Annotated in this window: 12 protein-coding genes; 6 read left to right on the top strand and 6 right to left on the bottom strand. The window is 66.9% G+C overall.

Translation table 11 applies throughout. The features are described 5' to 3' along the window. Positions 1-42: 42 nt before the first annotated feature. Positions 43-894 (bottom strand): 3-methyl-2-oxobutanoate hydroxymethyltransferase, encoded by an 852-nt coding sequence (panB, locus tag AB0N05_RS14175; protein ID WP_364694544.1) that lies wholly within the window; start codon positions 892-894, stop codon positions 43-45. A gap of 221 nt (positions 895-1,115) precedes the next feature. Here panB and AB0N05_RS14170 point away from each other — a divergent pair, with 221 nt between their 5' ends. The 3 genes from AB0N05_RS14170 (at position 1,116) to AB0N05_RS14160 (ending at position 7,275) form a co-directional block, all read left to right on the top strand. Further along, the gene (locus AB0N05_RS14170; RefSeq protein WP_364694541.1) at positions 1,116-2,627 is read left to right on the top strand and encodes an alpha/beta hydrolase; all 1,512 of its coding nucleotides are present in this window, start codon (positions 1,116-1,118) and stop codon (positions 2,625-2,627) included. A 64-nt stretch (positions 2,628-2,691) separates the two neighbouring features. Further along, a complete protein-coding gene (locus AB0N05_RS14165) occupies positions 2,692-4,032 on the top strand; it encodes a glutamine synthetase family protein (protein WP_364692663.1) in 1,341 nt (446 codons plus the stop codon). 231 nt (positions 4,033-4,263) lie between these two features. After that, a complete protein-coding gene (locus tag AB0N05_RS14160) occupies positions 4,264-7,275 on the top strand; it encodes a bifunctional [glutamine synthetase] adenylyltransferase/[glutamine synthetase]-adenylyl-L-tyrosine phosphorylase (RefSeq protein ID WP_364692660.1) in 3,012 nt (1,003 codons plus the stop codon). A 17-nt stretch (positions 7,276-7,292) separates the two neighbouring features. Here the strand turns inward: AB0N05_RS14160 and AB0N05_RS14155 are convergent, their stop codons facing one another. Together AB0N05_RS14155 and AB0N05_RS14150 are read right to left on the bottom strand one after the other, a co-directional pair. Then, the gene (locus AB0N05_RS14155; RefSeq protein ID WP_364692657.1) at positions 7,293-8,726 is read right to left on the bottom strand and encodes a hypothetical protein; all 1,434 of its coding nucleotides are present in this window, start codon (positions 8,724-8,726) and stop codon (positions 7,293-7,295) included. Between the two features lie 70 nt (positions 8,727-8,796). After that, entirely contained in the window at positions 8,797-9,636 is an 840-nt protein-coding gene (locus AB0N05_RS14150) for a class I SAM-dependent methyltransferase (RefSeq protein ID WP_364692653.1), read from the bottom strand. A gap of 114 nt (positions 9,637-9,750) precedes the next feature. On the opposite strand from AB0N05_RS14150, the gene AB0N05_RS14145 reads away from it, so the two are divergent. Together AB0N05_RS14145 and AB0N05_RS14140 are read left to right on the top strand one after the other, a co-directional pair. After that, the gene (locus AB0N05_RS14145; RefSeq protein ID WP_364694538.1) at positions 9,751-10,887 is read left to right on the top strand and encodes an endonuclease/exonuclease/phosphatase family protein; all 1,137 of its coding nucleotides are present in this window, start codon (positions 9,751-9,753) and stop codon (positions 10,885-10,887) included. 104 nt (positions 10,888-10,991) lie between these two features. Then, positions 10,992-12,443, top strand: a complete 1,452-nt coding sequence (locus AB0N05_RS14140; protein WP_364692650.1) for a metallopeptidase — start codon at positions 10,992-10,994, stop codon at positions 12,441-12,443. A gap of 6 nt (positions 12,444-12,449) precedes the next feature. On the opposite strand, the gene AB0N05_RS14135 is transcribed toward AB0N05_RS14140, so the two are convergent. The 3 genes from AB0N05_RS14135 to AB0N05_RS14125 all read right to left on the bottom strand — a co-directional run bounded on the left by AB0N05_RS14135 (position 12,450) and on the right by AB0N05_RS14125 (position 16,811). Next, on the bottom strand, positions 12,450-13,289 hold the full coding sequence (locus AB0N05_RS14135; RefSeq protein ID WP_364692647.1) for a lysophospholipase: 840 nt from the start codon (positions 13,287-13,289) through the stop codon (positions 12,450-12,452). 163 nt (positions 13,290-13,452) lie between these two features. Then, on the bottom strand, positions 13,453-15,060 hold the full coding sequence (locus tag AB0N05_RS14130) for a M20/M25/M40 family metallo-hydrolase (RefSeq protein ID WP_364692644.1): 1,608 nt from the start codon (positions 15,058-15,060) through the stop codon (positions 13,453-13,455). Then, on the bottom strand, positions 15,057-16,811 hold the full coding sequence (locus AB0N05_RS14125) for a CocE/NonD family hydrolase (RefSeq protein ID WP_364692641.1): 1,755 nt from the start codon (positions 16,809-16,811) through the stop codon (positions 15,057-15,059). Before AB0N05_RS14125 ends, AB0N05_RS14130 begins: the two co-directional genes overlap by 4 nt. 48 nt (positions 16,812-16,859) lie before the next feature. On the opposite strand from AB0N05_RS14125, the gene AB0N05_RS14120 reads away from it, so the two are divergent. Further along, on the top strand, positions 16,860-17,420 hold the full coding sequence (locus AB0N05_RS14120; protein WP_364692638.1) for a GyrI-like domain-containing protein: 561 nt from the start codon (positions 16,860-16,862) through the stop codon (positions 17,418-17,420). Positions 17,421-17,441 lie beyond the last annotated feature (21 nt).

Here is a 17,441-nt window from a genome sequence, read left to right as displayed (position 1 = left end):
ACATCCGCGAGGGCGCATCGAATCGAACCGGTAGGCCGGAACTCAGTAGCTGTGCTCCGGGCCCGGGAACACGCCGCGCCGCACCTCGTCCGCGTAAGTGGCTGCGGCATTACGCAATTCGCCGCCCACATTGCCGAACTGCTTGACGAACTTGGCGGTCTTGCCGGAGGTGTAACCGACCATGTCCTGCCAGACCAGCACCTGCGCGTCGCAGTCCGCGCCGGCGCCGATGCCGACGGTCGGAATGGTCAGCTTGCGGGTGACCTGACCGGCCAGCTCGGCCGGAACCATCTCCATCACGACGGAGAAGGCACCGGCCTCCTGTACCGCGATGGCATCTGCGACCAGCTGATCCGCACCGTCGCCACGGCCCTGCACCCGGAAGCCGCCCAGCGTATTCACGCTCTGCGGGGTGAAACCGATGTGCGCCATCACCGGGATACCGGCGGCGGTCAGCTTGGCGATGGTGTCGGCGACGCGCTCGCCGCCCTCCAGCTTGACCGCGTGCGCACCACCCTCCTTCATGAAACGCACGGCCGTGGCCAGCGCCTGCTCCGGCGAGGATTCATAGGAGCCGAACGGCAGATCCGCCACCACCAGCGCGTGCGGCGCACCGCGCACCACGCCCCGGACCAGCGGGATCAGCTCATCGATGGTGATGGACACCGTCGTGTCGTAGCCGTACACCACATTCGCGGCGGAATCGCCGACCAGCAGGACCGGGATCCCGGCCTCTTCGAACAGTCGAGCGGTGGAGTAGTCGTAGGCGGTGAGCATGGACCACTTCTCACCGGATTGCTTCATCTGCTGCAGATGCTGCACGCGGGTCTTGCGCTTGGCAGAAGGCTTGGGTGCGGACCCGTAGGCAGGGGTCTCCGCATCGGATACGGACATCATCGTCCCTCTTTCGTCGTCCTCGAGGCCCAACCGGGTCCCCGGGTTTGTCTGACGCAATCAGTCTGCCACCCGAAGCCCTCCCGCTCGGGATGGAATTCCTCACAGTGCCGCCGCGGGCCCGGCCGGACTCGCGGGCGACTCTCCGGCGTAGGACGGTCAAGCGCACGCTCTCGGCGGGACGGCCTCGCACCCCATGGCACGATCGGTGCATGGCGTTGATGCGAACCGGCCGGGCCGTCCTCATGGCGACGGCGTTGGCGATGACCGTGGCCGGGTGCACCTCGGTCGTCGATGGAAATCCGACCGCGACCGCTCCGGCGGGAATGGAACAGTTCTACAACCAGCAGTTGAAGTGGGGGAGCTGTGCGGATTACGGGGATGACGACATCCCGGCCGCGGCCGAATGCACGCGGGTGACGGTGCCCGTCGATTATGCCAATCCGGGCGGGGATACCGCCAAGATCGCCATCTCGCGCATCAAGGCCACCGGTCAGAAGATCGGGTCGCTGCTGTTCAACCCGGGCGGTCCCGGCGTGGCGGGCCTGAACATGGTGAATATCGCCGACACCACCAAGCTGGCCGAGCGCTTCGACCGCGTCGGGTTCGACCCGCGCGGCACGGGAGCCTCACTGCCGCAGATCAAATGCATGACCGCCGCCGAGAACGACGCCGAGCGCGCCGAACCGCCGCGCGATAACTCGCCCGCCGGGATCGCCGGGTCCGAGACCGAGAACAAGCAGTACGCCGACAAGTGCGTCGAGCGCACCGGCAAGGATTTCCTGGCCCACGTGGGCACGCATGAGGTCGTGCAGGACATGGACGTGATCCGCGCGGCGCTCGGCGACGCCAAGCTCAGCTACGTCGGCTACTCCTACGGCACCCGCCTCGGTTACGCCTACGCCGAGAAATTCCCCGACCATGTGCGCGCCCTGGTCCTGGACGGCGCCCTCGACCCGCAGCAGGATCCCGTGAAGGAATCCGTGCTCCAGGCGCAAAGCTTCCAGAAGGCCTTCGACGTCTACGCCGCCGACTGTGCCCAGAAGCCCGACTGCCCCCTCGGCACCGATGCCACCCAGGCCACCGCCAAATTCCGCGCTCTCGTCAGCCCGTTGTGGGACAAGCCCGTCCCCACCGACGACCCCCGCGGCCTCCACTATGGCGACGCCATCACCGGCGTCCAGCAAACCCTCTACTCCAACCGCTTCTGGCCCGCTCTCACCAAGGGCCTGCGCGAACTCACCCAGGGCCGAGGCGACGTCCTCCTCGCTCTCGCCGATCTCTACGACGGCCGCCACGACGACGGCACCTACGACAACAGCGCCGACGCCTTCAATGCGATCCGCTGCGTGGACGATCCGGCCATCACCGACCGAGCCGTAGCCGCCAAACAAGACTCCGAATACCGCCGCGTGGCCCCCTTCCTCGACGACGGCCACGGCAGCGACGCCGCCCCCCTCGAACTCTGCGCCATCTGGCCCGTCCCCAATACCAGCACCCCCCACCGCCTTTCGATCCAAGGCCTCCCCAAAACCGTCGTGATCTCCACCACCGAGGACCCCGCCACCCCGTACCAGGCAGGCGTGGACCTCGCCGACCAGCTCGGCGCGGCGCTCATTACCTACAAGGGGACCCGACACACCGTGTCGCTGTCCGGCGTCGAATGCGTGGACAACCCGGTGATCGACTACCTCATCGACCTCAAAGAGCCCGCGAAAGGACTCACCTGTTGAGAGTCTCGCGACTCGAGTCATTCATGTAACACGGATTTAACTCCGGGAACCTACGCTCGCGGTCATGGACCGTCAGAAGGAATTCGTCCTCCGCACGCTCGAAGAGCGCGATATTCGCTTTGTACGGTTGTGGTTCACCGATGTCCTGGGGTATCTCAAGTCGGTGGCGATCGCGCCCGCAGAGCTAGAGGGCGCTTTCGAGGAGGGCATCGGCTTCGACGGTTCGGCCATCGAGGGGTTTGCCCGCGTGTCCGAGGCGGACATGGTGGCCAAGCCGGACCCGTCCACCTTCCAGGTGCTGCCGTGGTCGACCTCCAAGGGTCATCAGCATTCGGCGCGCATGTTCTGCGATATCGCCATGCCCGACGGTTCGCCGTCGTGGGCGGATCCGCGGCACGTGCTGCGTCGCCAGCTGAACAAGGCCGCAGATCTGGGCTTCAGCTGCTACGTGCATCCGGAGATCGAGTTCTTCCTGATCAAGCCGGGCCCGTACGACGGCTCCACCCCGGTGCCGGTCGACAATGGCGGCTTCTTCGACCAGGCCGTGCATGACGAGGCCCCCAACTTCCGTCGGCATGCCATCGACTCGCTGGAGTCCATGGGCATTTCCGTCGAGTTCTCGCACCATGAGGGCGCACCCGGCCAGCAGGAGATCGACCTCCGCTACGCCGACGCGCTGTCCATGGCAGACAACGTGATGACCTTCCGCTACCTGATCAAGGAAGTGGCCATCGACGAGGGCGTGCGGGCCACCTTCATGCCCAAGCCCTTCGCCGAGCACCCGGGCTCGGCCATGCACACCCACATGTCGCTGTTCGAGGGTGAGCAGAACGCCTTCCACGACCCGGACGACCCGATCAACCTGTCGGAGACGGCGCGCGCGTTCATCGCGGGCATCCTCGAGCATGCGCACGAGATCAGCGCGGTCACCAACCAGTGGGTCAACTCCTACAAGCGGCTCATTCACGGCGGCGAAGCGCCGACGGCCGCCTCGTGGGGACGCTCCAACCGCTCTGCGCTGGTGCGTGTCCCGATGTACACGCCGAACAAGTCGTCCTCGCGTCGCGTCGAGGTCCGCAGCCCCGATTCGGCCTGCAACCCGTACCTGGCGTTCGCGGTGATCCTGGCCGCCGGTCTGCGCGGTATCGAGAAGGGCTACACCCTTCCTCCGGAGGCGGAGGACGACGTGTGGTCGCTGACCTCGGCCGAGCGACGCGCCATGGGCTTCCGGGAACTCCCGGCCAGCCTGGATGAGGCGCTGCGCAATATGGAGCGTTCCGAACTGGTCGCCGAGACCCTGGGCGAGCACGTGTTCGACTTCTTCCTGCGCAATAAGCGTCGCGAGTGGGCGGGCTACCGCAACCAGGTGACGCCTTACGAGCTGAAGGAATACCTGGGTCTGTAAGGGCTGGGTATATAAGGGACTTCCGGGTCTCGACGGTCGATTCGGCGCCGCTTTCGAGCGGTGCCGTTTTCGTCGGTCACCGCGTCCGAAGTAATCGATCCATCGGGTCCGCCGAGCGCGCGGCGGAGCGTTCTCGGGACGCCGTATCGGGTCGGGCTCGGCTCGGCCACGATGTCGGTTTTCGGAGGGTTCGCCGGTTCCGGCGTTCGACGTGACCTGTAGGTTGAGATAATGGTCCGGCCACCGACTGCCCGCTCCGCTGTCCCAGGTGTCGGACGGCTCGGTTTACTCGAGCCGTCGGCTGCCGAATCGCTTCGAGAGTTGGCGTGGGACAACGTCGAGAGTGTTCCGCTGCTGTGGGCGCTATCGCGTTCACCCGAGGCCGACCTCGCTTTGATCACCCTGATCCGGTTGCGCGAAAAACTCGGAACCGACTGGGATGTGCTGGATTCCGCGCTGCGCAAGGACACCGCGCTGCGCGGCCGACTGTTCGCGCTGATCGGTTCGTCGAGTGCGTTCGCCGATCATCTGGTGGCCGATCCGACGGCCTGGCAGCTGCTGCGTCGGCCCGAACTGCCGTCCAAAACGGAGTTGCTGGCCGATCTCCTGGATGCCGTCAAGGCCGTACCGGAGACCGGGCCCAACGCCGGACCGATGCTCTTCCGCGCCGGAGTAGCCGGACCCGAGGCAGTTGCCTTGCTGCGCAAGCGGTATCGCGATCAGCTCATGCTGCTGGCCGCCATCGACCTGGCCGCGACCGTCGAGAACGAGCCCGTGCTGCCGTACCAGCAGGTGGGCTGGCATCTCACCGATCTCGCCGACGTGGCCTTGACGGCGGCGCTGTCGGTGGCCGTCGCGCGAGTGTGCCCGGACCGCGAGGTGCCGTCCCGGCTGGCCGTCATCGCCATGGGCAAATGCGGTGCGCGGGAACTGAATTACGTCTCCGATGTGGATGTCATCTTCGTCGCCGAACCCGCCGACACCACCTCCACCCGGCTGGCCGCGGAAATGATGAGCGTCGGCGGGGCCGCGTTCTTCGAAGTGGATGCGGCGCTGCGCCCGGAGGGCAAGGCGGGGGCGCTGGTGCGCACCCTGGAATCGCATATCGCCTACTACAAGCGGTGGGCGCGGACCTGGGAATTCCAGGCGCTGCTCAAGATGCGGCCCGCCACCGGTGATCTCGAACTCGGCGGACAGTACCGGGACGCGCTCATGCCGATGGTGTGGGCGGCGAACGAGCGGCCCGACTTCGTCACCGACGTGCAGGCCATGCGGCGGCGCGTCGAGGATCTGGTGCCCGCCGACCTGCGCGAGCGGGAACTCAAGCTGGGGCACGGCAGCCTGCGCGATGTCGAATTCGCCGTGCAGCTCCTGCAATTGGTGCATGGCAAGGCGGACGAATCGCTGCATGTGCAGGGGACCGTCGACGCCCTGGCCGCGCTGGCCGCGCGCGGATATATCGGCCGAGACGACTCCGCCAACCTGACCGCCTCCTACGAATTCCTGCGACTGCTCGAACACCGTTTGCAGTTGCAGAAACTCAAGCGCACCCACACGCTGCCCGCCCCCGAAGACGAGGAGGGCATGCGCTGGCTGGCCCGCGCCGCGCATATGCGGCCGGACGGGCGGCAGGATGCGGTCGGGGTGCTGACCAGCGAGATCAAGCGCAATGCCCTGCGAGTGCGGCGCTTGCACGCCAAGCTGTTCTACCGGCCGCTGCTGGAATCGATTGCGCGCATCGACGCGGATCAACTGCGGCTGAGCCCCGAGGCGGCCGTGCGGCAGCTCGCGGCGCTGGGTTATGTCGCGCCGGAGAATGCGCTCGGACATCTGAAGGCTTTGACCAGTGAGGTCGGCCGCAAGGGGCGCATTCAAGCGCTGCTGTTGCCGACGCTGCTCGAATGGCTCGGTGAGACACCGAATCCCGATGCCGGACTGCTCGCGTATCGGCGGGTCTCCGAGGGCCTGGACAATGAGATCTGGTTCCTGCGCGAACTCCGCGACGAGGGCGCGATCGCCCAGCGGTTGATGATCGTGCTCGGCTCCTCCGCATACCTGCCGGACCTGCTCATCAATGCGCCCGAAACCATCCGCATGTACGCCGACGGTCCCGACGGGCCGCTGCTGCTGGCTCCCCAGACATCCGATGTGAAGCGTGGAATCCTTTCCGGCGCAGGCCGTTACGAGGATCCCAAGCGCGCCATCGCGACGGCCCGCTCGCTGCGCCGCCACGAACTGGCCCGCGTGGCCTCCGCGGATGTGCTCGGCATGCTCGACGTTCGGCAGGTGTGCGAGGCCCTGTCCTCGGTCTGGATCGCGACCCTGGAAGCCGCCATTCTGGCCGTAATCCGCGCCACCGAAGCCGAACTCGGCAAACCCGCCCCCGCCGATTTCGCCGTCATCGGCATGGGCCGCCTGGGCGGTATGGAACTCGGCTACGGCTCCGACGCCGACGTCCTGTTCGTTTGCGACCCGCGACCCGGTGAGGACGAAACCGTCGCCGTCAAATGGGCGATCAGCGTCGCCGAGCAGGTCCAGCGCCTACTCGGCGCGCCGAGCACTGACCCGCCGCTCCAGGTGGACGCCGGTCTCCGCCCCGAAGGCCGCAATGGCGCACTCGTGCGCACCCTGGCCGCCTACGCCGCCTACTACGGCCAGTGGGCCCAATCCTGGGAAATCCAAGCCCTGCTCCGCGCCCGCTTCATCGCCGGTGACGCCGACCTCGGCACCCGCTTCCTGCACACCGTCGACCCCATCCGCTACCCCGACGGCGGCATGTCCCCCGAAGGCGTCCGCGAAATCCGCCGCATCAAGGCCCGAGTCGATGCCGAACGCCTTCCTCGCGGAGCCAACCCGGCAACCCACACCAAACTCGGCCGAGGCGGCCTCGCCGATATCGAGTGGACCGTCCAACTCCTGCAACTCCAGCACGCCCACGAGGTCCCCGCCCTCCACAACACCTCCACTCTCGAATCCCTCGACGCAATCGAAGCCGCGGAACTCATCGACTCCGAAGACGCAGCCCTACTCCGCGACGCCTGGCTGACCGCCACCAAGGCCCGCAACGCTCTGGTCCTGGTCCGAGGCAAACCCGCAGACCAACTCCCCGGCCCCGGCCTCCTCCTCTCCGCCGTAGCCAAGGTCGCAGGCTGGCCCAACGACGACGGCAGCGAATTCCTCGACCACTACATGCGAGTAACCCGCCGAGCCAAAACAGTCGTAGAACGAGTCTTCGGCGGCTGACCCAACCCACCTTCGATTCATGACGGATTCAGGAGTGACCTGTCGTCGGTCGGGTCGGGGGTGAGGTCGGTTCGGGCGGAGGGGATTTCGGCTCCGATTGTTTGAGGGACTGTTGGGGGTGGGGTGCCCAGGAGCTGCTGTTGGCGATTTCGGATCAGCCAGGCGGGGGATTTGTGGGTGGGGTCGGTGGTTGAGGTGGTGCGGGCCCCCGGGGCGTACATGCCGGGGACCATTCCCGTGGTGGGAGAGGGCTGACGGGTGGTTGTGGTGAAAGGGGATGGGGTCGAGGGGATTCCGGCGGAGGGAGGAGCTGGGTAGCTACGGCCGGGGTCGGAGGTGGGGATACCGCCGGGGTGGTTCGGTGTGAGAGGGGAAAGGCTGGAGCGAGGGTTATTGAAGGAGTTCGGGATTCCGGCCGGGCTGGAACTCGCGGGCTTGGCGGTGAGATTGGCGGTCGGATCCGAATCGGCGGATCGGGTGGTGTCGGATGAGGGAGTTTGCCTGATGGAGGACGGAGGATTGGTGCCCGAGGCGGACTGAGCGGCAGCGCGATTCGAGTCGTCCGGGGACGAGTTCGAGCCATCCGGAGATGCGGCGGCGGGTTGGGTGCGGTTGCTCTGGTCGGTGGGGGTGCCGGAGTCTGGGGGAGGGATGTTTCCGCGGAGTGGGCTTCGCGGATCGGAGGGGGCGAGGTGCGGCGACGGCGGGGTGAATGGGGCTGGGCTGATGGCGGTTTCGGCGGAGCTGTCGAGAGGGTTGAAGGCAGGCACGCCGGAGCCTGCGGGTGGGTAGATGGGGATGTAGTTGGCTTCGAGGGCGGCCAGGGCGAGCTGGAATTGCTCCTCGCGGTAGGCGGCCAGGGCCGCGGAGTGGTCGGGGGCGGTGGAACCGATTGTCAGGCGGACGTATTCGGTGGATGTGCTGGGGACCTTGGCAGAGGAGTTGCCGGTGCCGGACAGTAGGCCGGTGAGTTGAGGGCCTGGGGCGGGCGGGCCATCGGCGGGGACCATGTCCGAATCCGGCGGTGGGGGCACGGATTTGCGGAGGGCTTCCGCGCCATAGGCGGCTGCGGATATGCGATGGCCGGTGCAGTGGGCGATATCGGCGACGTCGAGGACGTCCTGGACGAATTGGCGAGCTGCGGAGTCGGCAGCCGAGGCTATGCGGCCCTGCATGCCTTCGGAAAGAACTGATTGGACCGTGGTGTGGAGTCCCATGGCGGCTCCACAGAGGCTGTTGGCAATGCTCACCCAGGTATCGGCGGTGGCGTGCATGGCGGCGGGGTCCATGGCTTGGACCCGGGTGTAGATCTCCTCGTGGGACAGGGCCGGGAAGTGTTCCAACTGCTGGATGTAGTCGGGGTCCGTGCCCGCGTGCGAGACCCGCGCTTGTTCCCGCTCCGCGCCTTGCTGGCTCTGTTGCGCATTGCGGCGCAGCGCATTCGGGTCCATCGGCGTCTCCCGTCGGTTCGGCTATATACCGATTGGACGCGGGCGATGGGTCGTTGGTTCCGCCGGATTCTCAGGGTTTGCGGGCTTGGAGGGTGTAGGAGAGCGGCAGTTGTTCGCGGTGGGTTTCGAGGCGGTATTCGCCGTCGTTGCCGCGAATCATTCTGCCGGGCAGAGCATCCCAGGGGACGCTGTCGTGTTCTTCGAGGCCGGTGAGGGTCAGGCCCGCGCCCAGGACCGCGCCGACGATTTCGCCGAGGCCGTGATTCCACTGGTGGGTGGTGGTTTCGGTGAGGGTGTGGTCGGCGGCGACGTAGGTGGTTTCCTCGGCGAAGACCATGGGCTCGGGGGTTTCGAAGTAGGCGTAGCCGATGGTCAAACGGTCGGTGCGGGTTTCGTCGATGGACCAGAGCATGGGGTGGCCTTCGCGGATGAAGAGGCGTCCACCGGGGCGGAGCAGGGCGGCGACCGTGTCGGCCCAGCGCTGGACGTCGGGCAGCCAGCAGAGTGCGCCGATTCCGGTGAAGACCAGGTCGAATCGTTCCGCGCCAAGGACTTTCACGGCGTCGTACACCTCGGATTGCACGAATTCGATCGCGGTGCCGGTGCGTTCGGCCAGCGCGCGGGCCTGCTTCAGGGAGGCGGGGGAGAAGTCGAGTCCGGTGATGGTGACGCCGAGCCGGGCCAGGGAGATCGTGTCGGTGCCGATATGGCATTGCAGGTGCACGCCGTCGAGGCCGCGAATGTCGCCGAGCCGGGGGAGGTCGAAGCGAATCACATCACTGAGGAACGACCGGTCGGTGCGGAAACGGTCCACTGCGTACTCGGGGGAGGCGGCATGCAGGGGAGCGCGGTCATCCCAATTGGCCTGGTTAAGGCGGCGGTATTCGCTCACATTGTCCGACTGTGCCATGCCCGGCGTGGCCCGCGCAGCTGATTTCGGGGCGGGTCGCGGGCCGGTCGGGTCGCGGGCGACGTGCAGTAGGGTGGTCCGCGATCGGGTGGAGGAGTTGTGGGGGTGGATCGAATGCCGGAGCAGGATCGCGGGTTTGAGGGGCTATCGGGTGGGACGGCCGGGCAAGGGCGCGGCGGTGAGGTCGGTCATGGCGGTGGAGACGGTTATGGCGGTGGACTCGGCTACGGCGCTGGAGACGGCTATGGCGGTGGAGTCGGTACAGCCACCGTCGATGCGCCCGCGAGTGCCGCGCCGCGCAAGCAATCCCGTCGGCGTGGCCCGTTCGGATGGCTGGCGTCGATACTCGGCTGGTCGGCCTTGCTGGTCGGGCTGGCCGGGGTCGGGCTGCATTACAACCGCTGGGAAACGCTGAGCCTGGTGCTGGCGGCCTCGTTCGCCGCACAACTCATGGCGGCCTCGCTCGTGGCGTTGGTGCTGTTCGCCGTGGCGCGGCAGTGGCGCAGCGCGATCGCGGCGGTGGTGGTGATTGCCGCGGCGCTCTGGTCGCAGCTGCCGATGATGTGGCCGGACGGAACCGCCCCGGCGGGCGTGGATGTGACGGTGATGCAGTCGAATCTGCTCTTCGGCAAGGCGGATGCCGACTCGGTCGTGCAGGCCGTCCGCGACAGTGGGGTCGAAGTGCTGACCCTGGAGGAACTCACCCCGGAAATACTGGAGCGCCTCCGCCGAGCCGGTCTCGGCGACGTGCTCCCCTACGACTTCACGCAGGCATCCCCCGGCGGGGGCGGGACCGCCATCTTCAGCCGCTACCCACTCCAGGACGGCGTCAAGTTCGACGGCTTCTCCATGAACCAGTTGCGCGCCACCATGATTCACCCCTCGCGCGGGCGGGTCACCGTCTTCGCCTTCCATCCCATCCCGCCGAATGTGGACTTCGCCGCCTGGCAGCACGAACTGCGCCGCATTCGCGAACTGCTGGATGAGCAGACCGGGCAGGTCATTGTCGGCGCGGACTTCAACTCCACCTACGACCATGCCCTCTACCGGGATCTATTGAATGGCCGCTACGCCGATTCCGCCGAGCTCGTCGGTGTCGGTGTGCTGCCCACCTTCCCGGAGGATCAGTGGTGGGGTCCGATCATCGGCATCGACCGCGTCCTGGTCGCGGGCGGGCACGCCACCGAGGTGCGTTCGCTGACTATTCGCGACTCCGATCATCGAGCCGTCGTTGCGAGACTGCGTCTTTGAGCGCTGACCAGGTGAGATACTCGGAGGCAGGGCAGGACTGAGACCTCGCCGGGCACGAGTACCGCGACCGGGGTCGAATCCCGGCGCGGCACTCGGGAGGCGTGATGGGGCTGAGCTCGAGCCGTGGGTTTGCGCTGCGGGCGGTCCTGGCCGCCGCGCTGCTGATCATCGGCGTGGTGTCGACCGGCTGCGGATATATCAAAAGCCCTGACGCGCAGAATGTTTCGAATGGCGACAATCCCTTCGACCTGAGCGGTACCGCCTCGGCGACCGGGCCGAACGGTCCGCGCACCGGGGTGCCGAATGCGAAGCTGATCGCCGAGAACGGGGACGGCGGAGCCATCGACACGTTGGTGTTGAATGCCACCTCCGATCTCCAGGAGTACTGGACCACCGAGTACGCCAAGAATTTCCCCGGCGTGTTCACTCCGGTGAGTCGCTTTATCTCCTGGGATGCCAATGCCCCGCGCGAGCAGTCCGTCGAATTCTGTCGGGCGAGCACCTTTCAGGAGGTGAACGCCGCCTACTGCACCGTCGACAAGACCATCGGCTGGGATCGCGGCGTGCTGCTGCCGGAGCTGGTGAAGAAGTTCGGGCAGATGTCGGTGGTGATGGTGCTGGCGCACGAGTATGGGCACTCGGTTCAGGCTCAAGCCAAACTGAACGGACTGTTCACGCCGAATGTGGTGCGCGAACAACAAGCCGACTGCTTCGCCGGAGTGTTCCTTCGCTCTGTGGCGGAAGGGAATTCGCGGCACTTCACCCTCAACACCACCGATGGCCTGAACGGCGTGCTGAGCGCGACCATCGCCGTCCGGGATAAGGAACCGGGAGCCTCCAAGGACGAGCACGGCACCGCGTTCGAACGAGTGACGGCCCTGGAGATCGGCTATACCGAGGGCGCCGCCTCCTGTAAGAACATCACCCGCAAGGAATTACAGCAGCGTCGCGGCACCCTGCCCACCAGCTACCAGCCCGGCGACGAGAATCAGTTGGCGGTCGACCAGTCCTCACTCGGCCTCGTCGCCCAGGCTCTGGCAACCAGCTTCCCGGTCACGCAGCAACCCACGTACGACTACAACGGCGTCACCACCCGCTGCCCGAATGTGACTGCCACCCAACCGGTTTCCTACTGCCCGAGCACCGGCACCATCGGCGTCGACGTCACCGCCCTCGCCAAACGCGCCCGCGGCGACGACGACAACGCCCTGCTCTCAGCCATGGTCGCCGGTGACTACAACGCCTTCGTGGTCTTCGTCTCCCGCTACATGCTTGCCGTGCAAAAGGATCGAAACCTCACCCTGACCGGAGCCGACACCGCAGGCCTGCGCACCGCCTGCCTCTCCGGCGCGTTCACCACCCAACTCAGCCAACCCGGCAGCACCCTGCGCTTGTCCGCCGACGACCTCGATGAAGCCGTCTCCGGCATCCTCGCCGACGGCCTCGCCGCCAGCGACGTCGACGGCAAGGTGGTGCCCAGCGGCTTCGTCCGCCTCGAGGCCTTCCGAACCGGCGTCCTCGACGGCGACACCACCTGCCTCACCACCTACAAGTAGGCGCGGCTACTGCGCGGGGAGGTGGGCTTCGAGCCAGTTCACCAGGTCGGTGATGACCTTGTCCTGCTCCGGCTCGTTGTAGATCTCGTGGTAGAGGCCGTCGTAGCGGAGGACCGTCTTGTCCTTCGGGGCGGCGGACTTCTCGAGCAGGTCCGCGCCTTTCGGGGATGCGAGGCCGTCGGCGGTGCCCTGCTGGACCAGCAGTGGGGCGGTCAGCCGGTCGAGGTGCGCGGTGACGAACTCACCGGCGTGCAGCATTTCGGTGGCGGTGCGGGCGGGAACGCCGCCGTGATGGTTGAGCGGGTCGGTGTCGTAGTCGCGCACCACGTCGGGGTCGCGGCTGACCAGATTCGAATCGAGCTTCAGCACAGGGAGATTCGGCAGCAGGCGGGAGATCAGCGGTGCGAGCGCCTTCTGCACCGCATTGCCCGCCTCGATGACGATCGCCGGGGCCGACAGCACGATGCCGGTCACCTCGATCGGGTCGCGGGTGGCCAGGTATGCCGTGGTGAGCCCGCCCATGCTGTGCCCGATCAGGAAGCTCGGCAGCCCCGGATGTTTCGCGGTGGCGGTGGCCAGCATGGTGGCCACATTGTCGGCCGCGGCATCGAGCGATCCGACATTCGCGTTCTTTCCGTCCGAGCGCCCATGCCCGATGTGGTCGAACGAATACGCCGCGATCCCGGCATCATTCAACCGCTTCGCGACATGCGCATACCGCCCTGAATGCTCCGCATACCCGTGCACGATCACCGCCACGGCCCGAGGATCGCCCTCCGGCAGCCATGCCTGCCAGAAGATGCGGCCACCCGCTCCCTGGAATTCGCCGGTTTCGTTTCGGGTCATCTTCGCTCCCATCGGATCAGGACCAGAGTCCTCATCCTCGCGCACCCACCCCGCATCCGCCTGATTCGGCCGAGATTGGCCGCTCATCCCGCGATGCCGCCGCGCCCCGTTGTCGCGTGCGGGGTCGAGAGGCGGCGCTCGAACGAAGATAGGTAGCTGCGACTCAGCGGGCCAGGCGGTCGATGAGGAGGCGGTTGAAGGTGATGATGCGGGCGTAGTTGGCGCGGGAGATGCGTTCGTCGGTGCCATGGATGCGCTCGAGATCGGCGCTGGTGACGATGATCGGGGCGAAATTGCAGCGGGTGTCGGCGAGGTCGTCGTAGTGGCGGGAGTCGGTCGCGCCGGGGACGATACCCACGGTGACGGCGACGCCCGGCACGACTTCCCGGGTCAGGTCGGCGATCAGGTCGAAGGCGGGACCCGCAGATGGGTTCCGCGAGGGCTCCGAAGCCAGGCCCTCGAGCTCGATCGACACCTGCTTGTCGCGCACCACGCGACGGCAGTGCGCCAGCACATCCGCCACCGAATCACCGGGCAGGATACGGAAATTCACGAAGGCCTCGGCGCGCTGCGGCAGCACATTGGGCTTCACTCCGCCGGTGATCATGGTGGGCGCGGTGGTGGTGCGCACCAGCGCCTCGGTTGTCGGCCGCGCCGCCAGCACCCGCGCCACCGCCGGTCCCGCCACCCGCACCAATCCAAGCAGACTCCTGCGCGGCTCTGAGACGAATGCCCGCAGCCGCGTGAGCATGTCGAGCGTCACCGCCGTCAATCGCAGCGGAAACGGATGGTCCTGAATCCGCGCCACCGCCCGCGCCAACTGCCCCACCGCGGTCTGCCGCCCCGGCATCGACGAATGCCCGCCCACGGCCGACACCGACAGTCGTACGGTCGCAAATCCCTTCTCGCCCACCATGATCGTCGCGACGGGCACGCTCACCCCATCCGCGACGCCCGTGGTGATCACCCCGCCCTCATCGATGAGCAACTCCGCCCGAACCCCCGAATCCCGGAGCCGCCCAGCCATCTTCGCGGCTCCGCCCTCCCCGAACACCTCTTCGTCATGCCCGAAGGCCAAGTAGACAGTCCGCCGCGGCCGCACCCCCTCCGCCAGCGCCTGCTCCACCGCCTCCAGAATCCCCATCACCCGACTCTTGTCGTCAATGGCTCCCCGCCCCCAAATGAACTCCTCATCCACCACTCCCGCAAAAGGCGCATGCGTCCACCCCTGTTCGTCATCCACCGGCACAACATCCATATGCGCCAACAGAATCGCCGCGACCTGCTCCCCGTCGCGCGTTGCCAATCCGGCCCCGTGAGGATCGGCCCGCCCTTCCGGAGCAGCATTGCTCCGCTGCCCGTCCTCGGCGGCCGCGCGCGCCGAATGCGACAGTGTCCCGGCTTGCGCGTGCGGCGGTTCCGACGGTGTCTCGCCCGCCGCGGTCGGCTGTTTCGGACTAACCGTCGCGACTGTTTCAAGCTGGGGCACTGCCACTTTCGCGGTGCACGAGTGGGAGCGGGTTGCGGTGGTCGCCTCCTCCGATTCCGAGCCTGCCCAGCGGTAGAGGCGGCTGTGCCCGAATGTTTCCCAGGTCAGGTGAGAGTGGACGCGGGGGAAGGAGTGCTCCAGGTGGGCCGTGAGCCGGTCGAATTGGGTGAGGTCGATATCGGCCGGATCCTCACGCGACACGGTGGCGCAGCGCAGGGCTGCGGCGAGGCGTTCGGCGGTGGCGTCGTCGACGGTGCGGGTGGTGGGGGCGGTCCGAGTCATCGGGTACCTGTGCGGGTCGGGAAGTCGATGGTCACCTTCGCATTGTCGACCAGATCTGCGGGCAGGGAGGTCGACTTCTCATTGCGCCACTTGGGAATGCCCTCGGTGATGTCGCCGGTCAGGTCCGGGGTGCGAACCGCGGTGAGGAACGGCATCTGCACGCGGGCCGAGGTCACGGTGACATGGGAGAAGGCGGGAGGGTGCGCCCACACGTCATCGACCACATCGGTGATGCGGAAGCCGATGCGGTGCCCGGCCGGAATCGGCCAGTCCTGCGCCAGCATTCGGATCTGGGCGTTCGCCGTCACGGGGGCGATGCCGCGCGTGATGACGGTGGCCACATTGTCCGGCGCGATGTCGTACATCTCCACCGCGACCGTGGCATTCGCGGGACCATCCAGAGTCAGTGCGGCGGTCGGAATTCCAGCCAAGTGCTGATCCTGCGCGAGCGGCTGGCTGATCGACCAGATATCCCGATCGGCCCCACTCACCAGACCACGATCGGTATACCCCCCGGTCCGCAGATCCACGCTCACCGTCCGGTCATCCGCGGGTGGCCACGCCGCCTCGGACCGCCAACTGCCGTCGAACCCATTCACGGTGATCCGCGGTCCCGGCACCGTCACATCCTTGCCCGCCACCAGCCGATCGAAGAACGCCAGCAACTCGGTGCTGAATCGCGGTGTGCCGCACTTATCGCTGCACGTGCGATGCCCCCACTGCCCGAACCACGCCTTGTGCTCACCCGGCCCGAGCCCATTCCACAGCTGGAAAACCCGATCCGCGCGCGTGTTGTAGTCGATGAACCCCTGCCCGAGGAACAGTGGAGTCGTATTGCCGCGCAACTTCTCCACCAGATCGCGATCACGCCAGAACGCCGTGCCCGCATCATGATTGGTGATCTCGGACAGATAGTTCGAGTAGCACTTCGGGTCGATGTCCAGCGCATTCGCTTGGTACTCGGCCGAATCCGTCGGATATCCGGGCGTGGATGCGATCAGCAGATGCTCGAATCCCGCCAAATCCCCTGGCCGGATACCGGATTCACTGACCGGCTTGAGCGTGAACTTCCACGCCACTCCCTGCATGTACAGGTACGAGTTCGGATCCGCCACCGGTTCGAACGCGGCCACCGCCGCCAGCCCCTTCGGCTGCTCGGCCATCCCCATCAGCCCGGTCCAGCCCTCATACGAGATCCCCGCCAGCCCGACCTTGCCGGTCGACCAGGATTGCCCCGCCGCCCATTCCACCGCGGTCTTCACATCCGAGCGTTCCCCCGGCCCACCGAAATCCGGGCAGCCGTTGGACCCGCCGAACCCGCGCAGATCCACGATCGCATACGTGTAGCCCGCCTTCAGGAACAGATCCACCTCGAGATTCTCGGTGGACGGCCCGCCCAGCGGCCGCGGCTGACTCAAATACGCGAGGTGCGCCCGATACGGGCTGACGGTCATGATCACCGGCGTCTTCACATCATCCGCGATCCCGGTCGGCCGCAGAATATCCGCATGCAACCGCGTCCCATCCGACGCGGTGATGTACTCCTGCCGCCACTGATACGCCGCATCCGCACTCGCCCGCCCCGGCACCGCCACACACCCCGACACCAGCAGCAAGCCGACCACAGCCCGCCACAACACCATCCGCATGATCACCATAGTGACCTTGGTGGCAATCCCCCCGAAGAACCAGCCCCAGGAATCGGGGTGCGAGGCCTGCTCCGAACCGCTGACCGTTGACTCTCCCGCCACGGGAGACCGCATGCTCGATCACGACCCCGCGCGACAGGAGGACCCGACGTGAAGCTGGACCTGGCCAAGACCGACAAGCACTACTACGCCGCCCCGGCCGCCCCGGTGCTGCGCACCTTCGAGACCTACAACTACCTGGCGGTCACCGGCTCAGGCGCACCCCTCGGCGACGAGTACACCGACGCGGTCGCCGCGCTGTACCGAGCCGCCTACGGAGCCAAGAAACTCGCGAAGGCCGCCGACCAGGACTTCGTGGTCCCGAAACTCGAGGGCCAATGGTGGGTCGAATCCGACGAACCGCCGCTGACCGTCCCCCGCGAGCAATGGCACTGGACCCTGCTCATCCGCATGCCCGACGCGGTCACCCCCGACATGGTCTCGGGAGTCGACTTCACCCAACTCACCGAGGGCGACGCAATCCAGGTCATGCACCGAGGCCCCTACTCGACCGAACCGGAAACCCTCGCCCGCATGGAAGCTTTCATGCATGCCGAGGGCCTCACCATGAACGGCCGCCACCACGAGATCTACCTCTCCGACCCCCGCAAATCCGCGGACGCGGCCATGCGCACAATCCTGCGCCATCCCGTGCGGCGCATAGCGAAGTAGCTACCAAGATCAGGGAGCTCT

It is taken from the genome of Nocardia sp. NPDC051030 (genome assembly GCF_040683015.1).
In the GTDB taxonomy this organism is placed as follows: Bacteria; Actinomycetota; Actinomycetes; order Mycobacteriales; family Mycobacteriaceae; genus Nocardia.
This window is presented reverse-complemented; position numbering and strand designations above follow the sequence as displayed.

What these genes read in the sequence shown, in the direction of transcription:
- panB (WP_364694544.1), bottom strand. Translation starts at nt 894, where the DNA reads ATGTCCGTATCCGATGCGGAGACCCCTGCCTACGGGTCCGCACCCAAG.
- AB0N05_RS14170 (WP_364694541.1), top strand. Translation starts at nt 1,116, where the DNA reads ATGCGAACCGGCCGGGCCGTCCTCATGGCGACGGCGTTGGCGATGACC.
- AB0N05_RS14165 (WP_364692663.1), top strand. Translation starts at nt 2,692, where the DNA reads ATGGACCGTCAGAAGGAATTCGTCCTCCGCACGCTCGAAGAGCGCGAT.
- AB0N05_RS14160 (WP_364692660.1), top strand. Translation starts at nt 4,264, where the DNA reads ATGGTCCGGCCACCGACTGCCCGCTCCGCTGTCCCAGGTGTCGGACGG.
- AB0N05_RS14155 (WP_364692657.1), bottom strand. Translation starts at nt 8,726, where the DNA reads ATGGACCCGAATGCGCTGCGCCGCAATGCGCAACAGAGCCAGCAAGGC.
- AB0N05_RS14150 (WP_364692653.1), bottom strand. Translation starts at nt 9,636, where the DNA reads ATGGCACAGTCGGACAATGTGAGCGAATACCGCCGCCTTAACCAGGCC.
- AB0N05_RS14145 (WP_364694538.1), top strand. Translation starts at nt 9,751, where the DNA reads ATGCCGGAGCAGGATCGCGGGTTTGAGGGGCTATCGGGTGGGACGGCC.
- AB0N05_RS14140 (WP_364692650.1), top strand. Translation starts at nt 10,992, where the DNA reads ATGGGGCTGAGCTCGAGCCGTGGGTTTGCGCTGCGGGCGGTCCTGGCC.
- AB0N05_RS14135 (WP_364692647.1), bottom strand. Translation starts at nt 13,289, where the DNA reads ATGACCCGAAACGAAACCGGCGAATTCCAGGGAGCGGGTGGCCGCATC.
- AB0N05_RS14130 (WP_364692644.1), bottom strand. Translation starts at nt 15,060, where the DNA reads ATGACTCGGACCGCCCCCACCACCCGCACCGTCGACGACGCCACCGCC.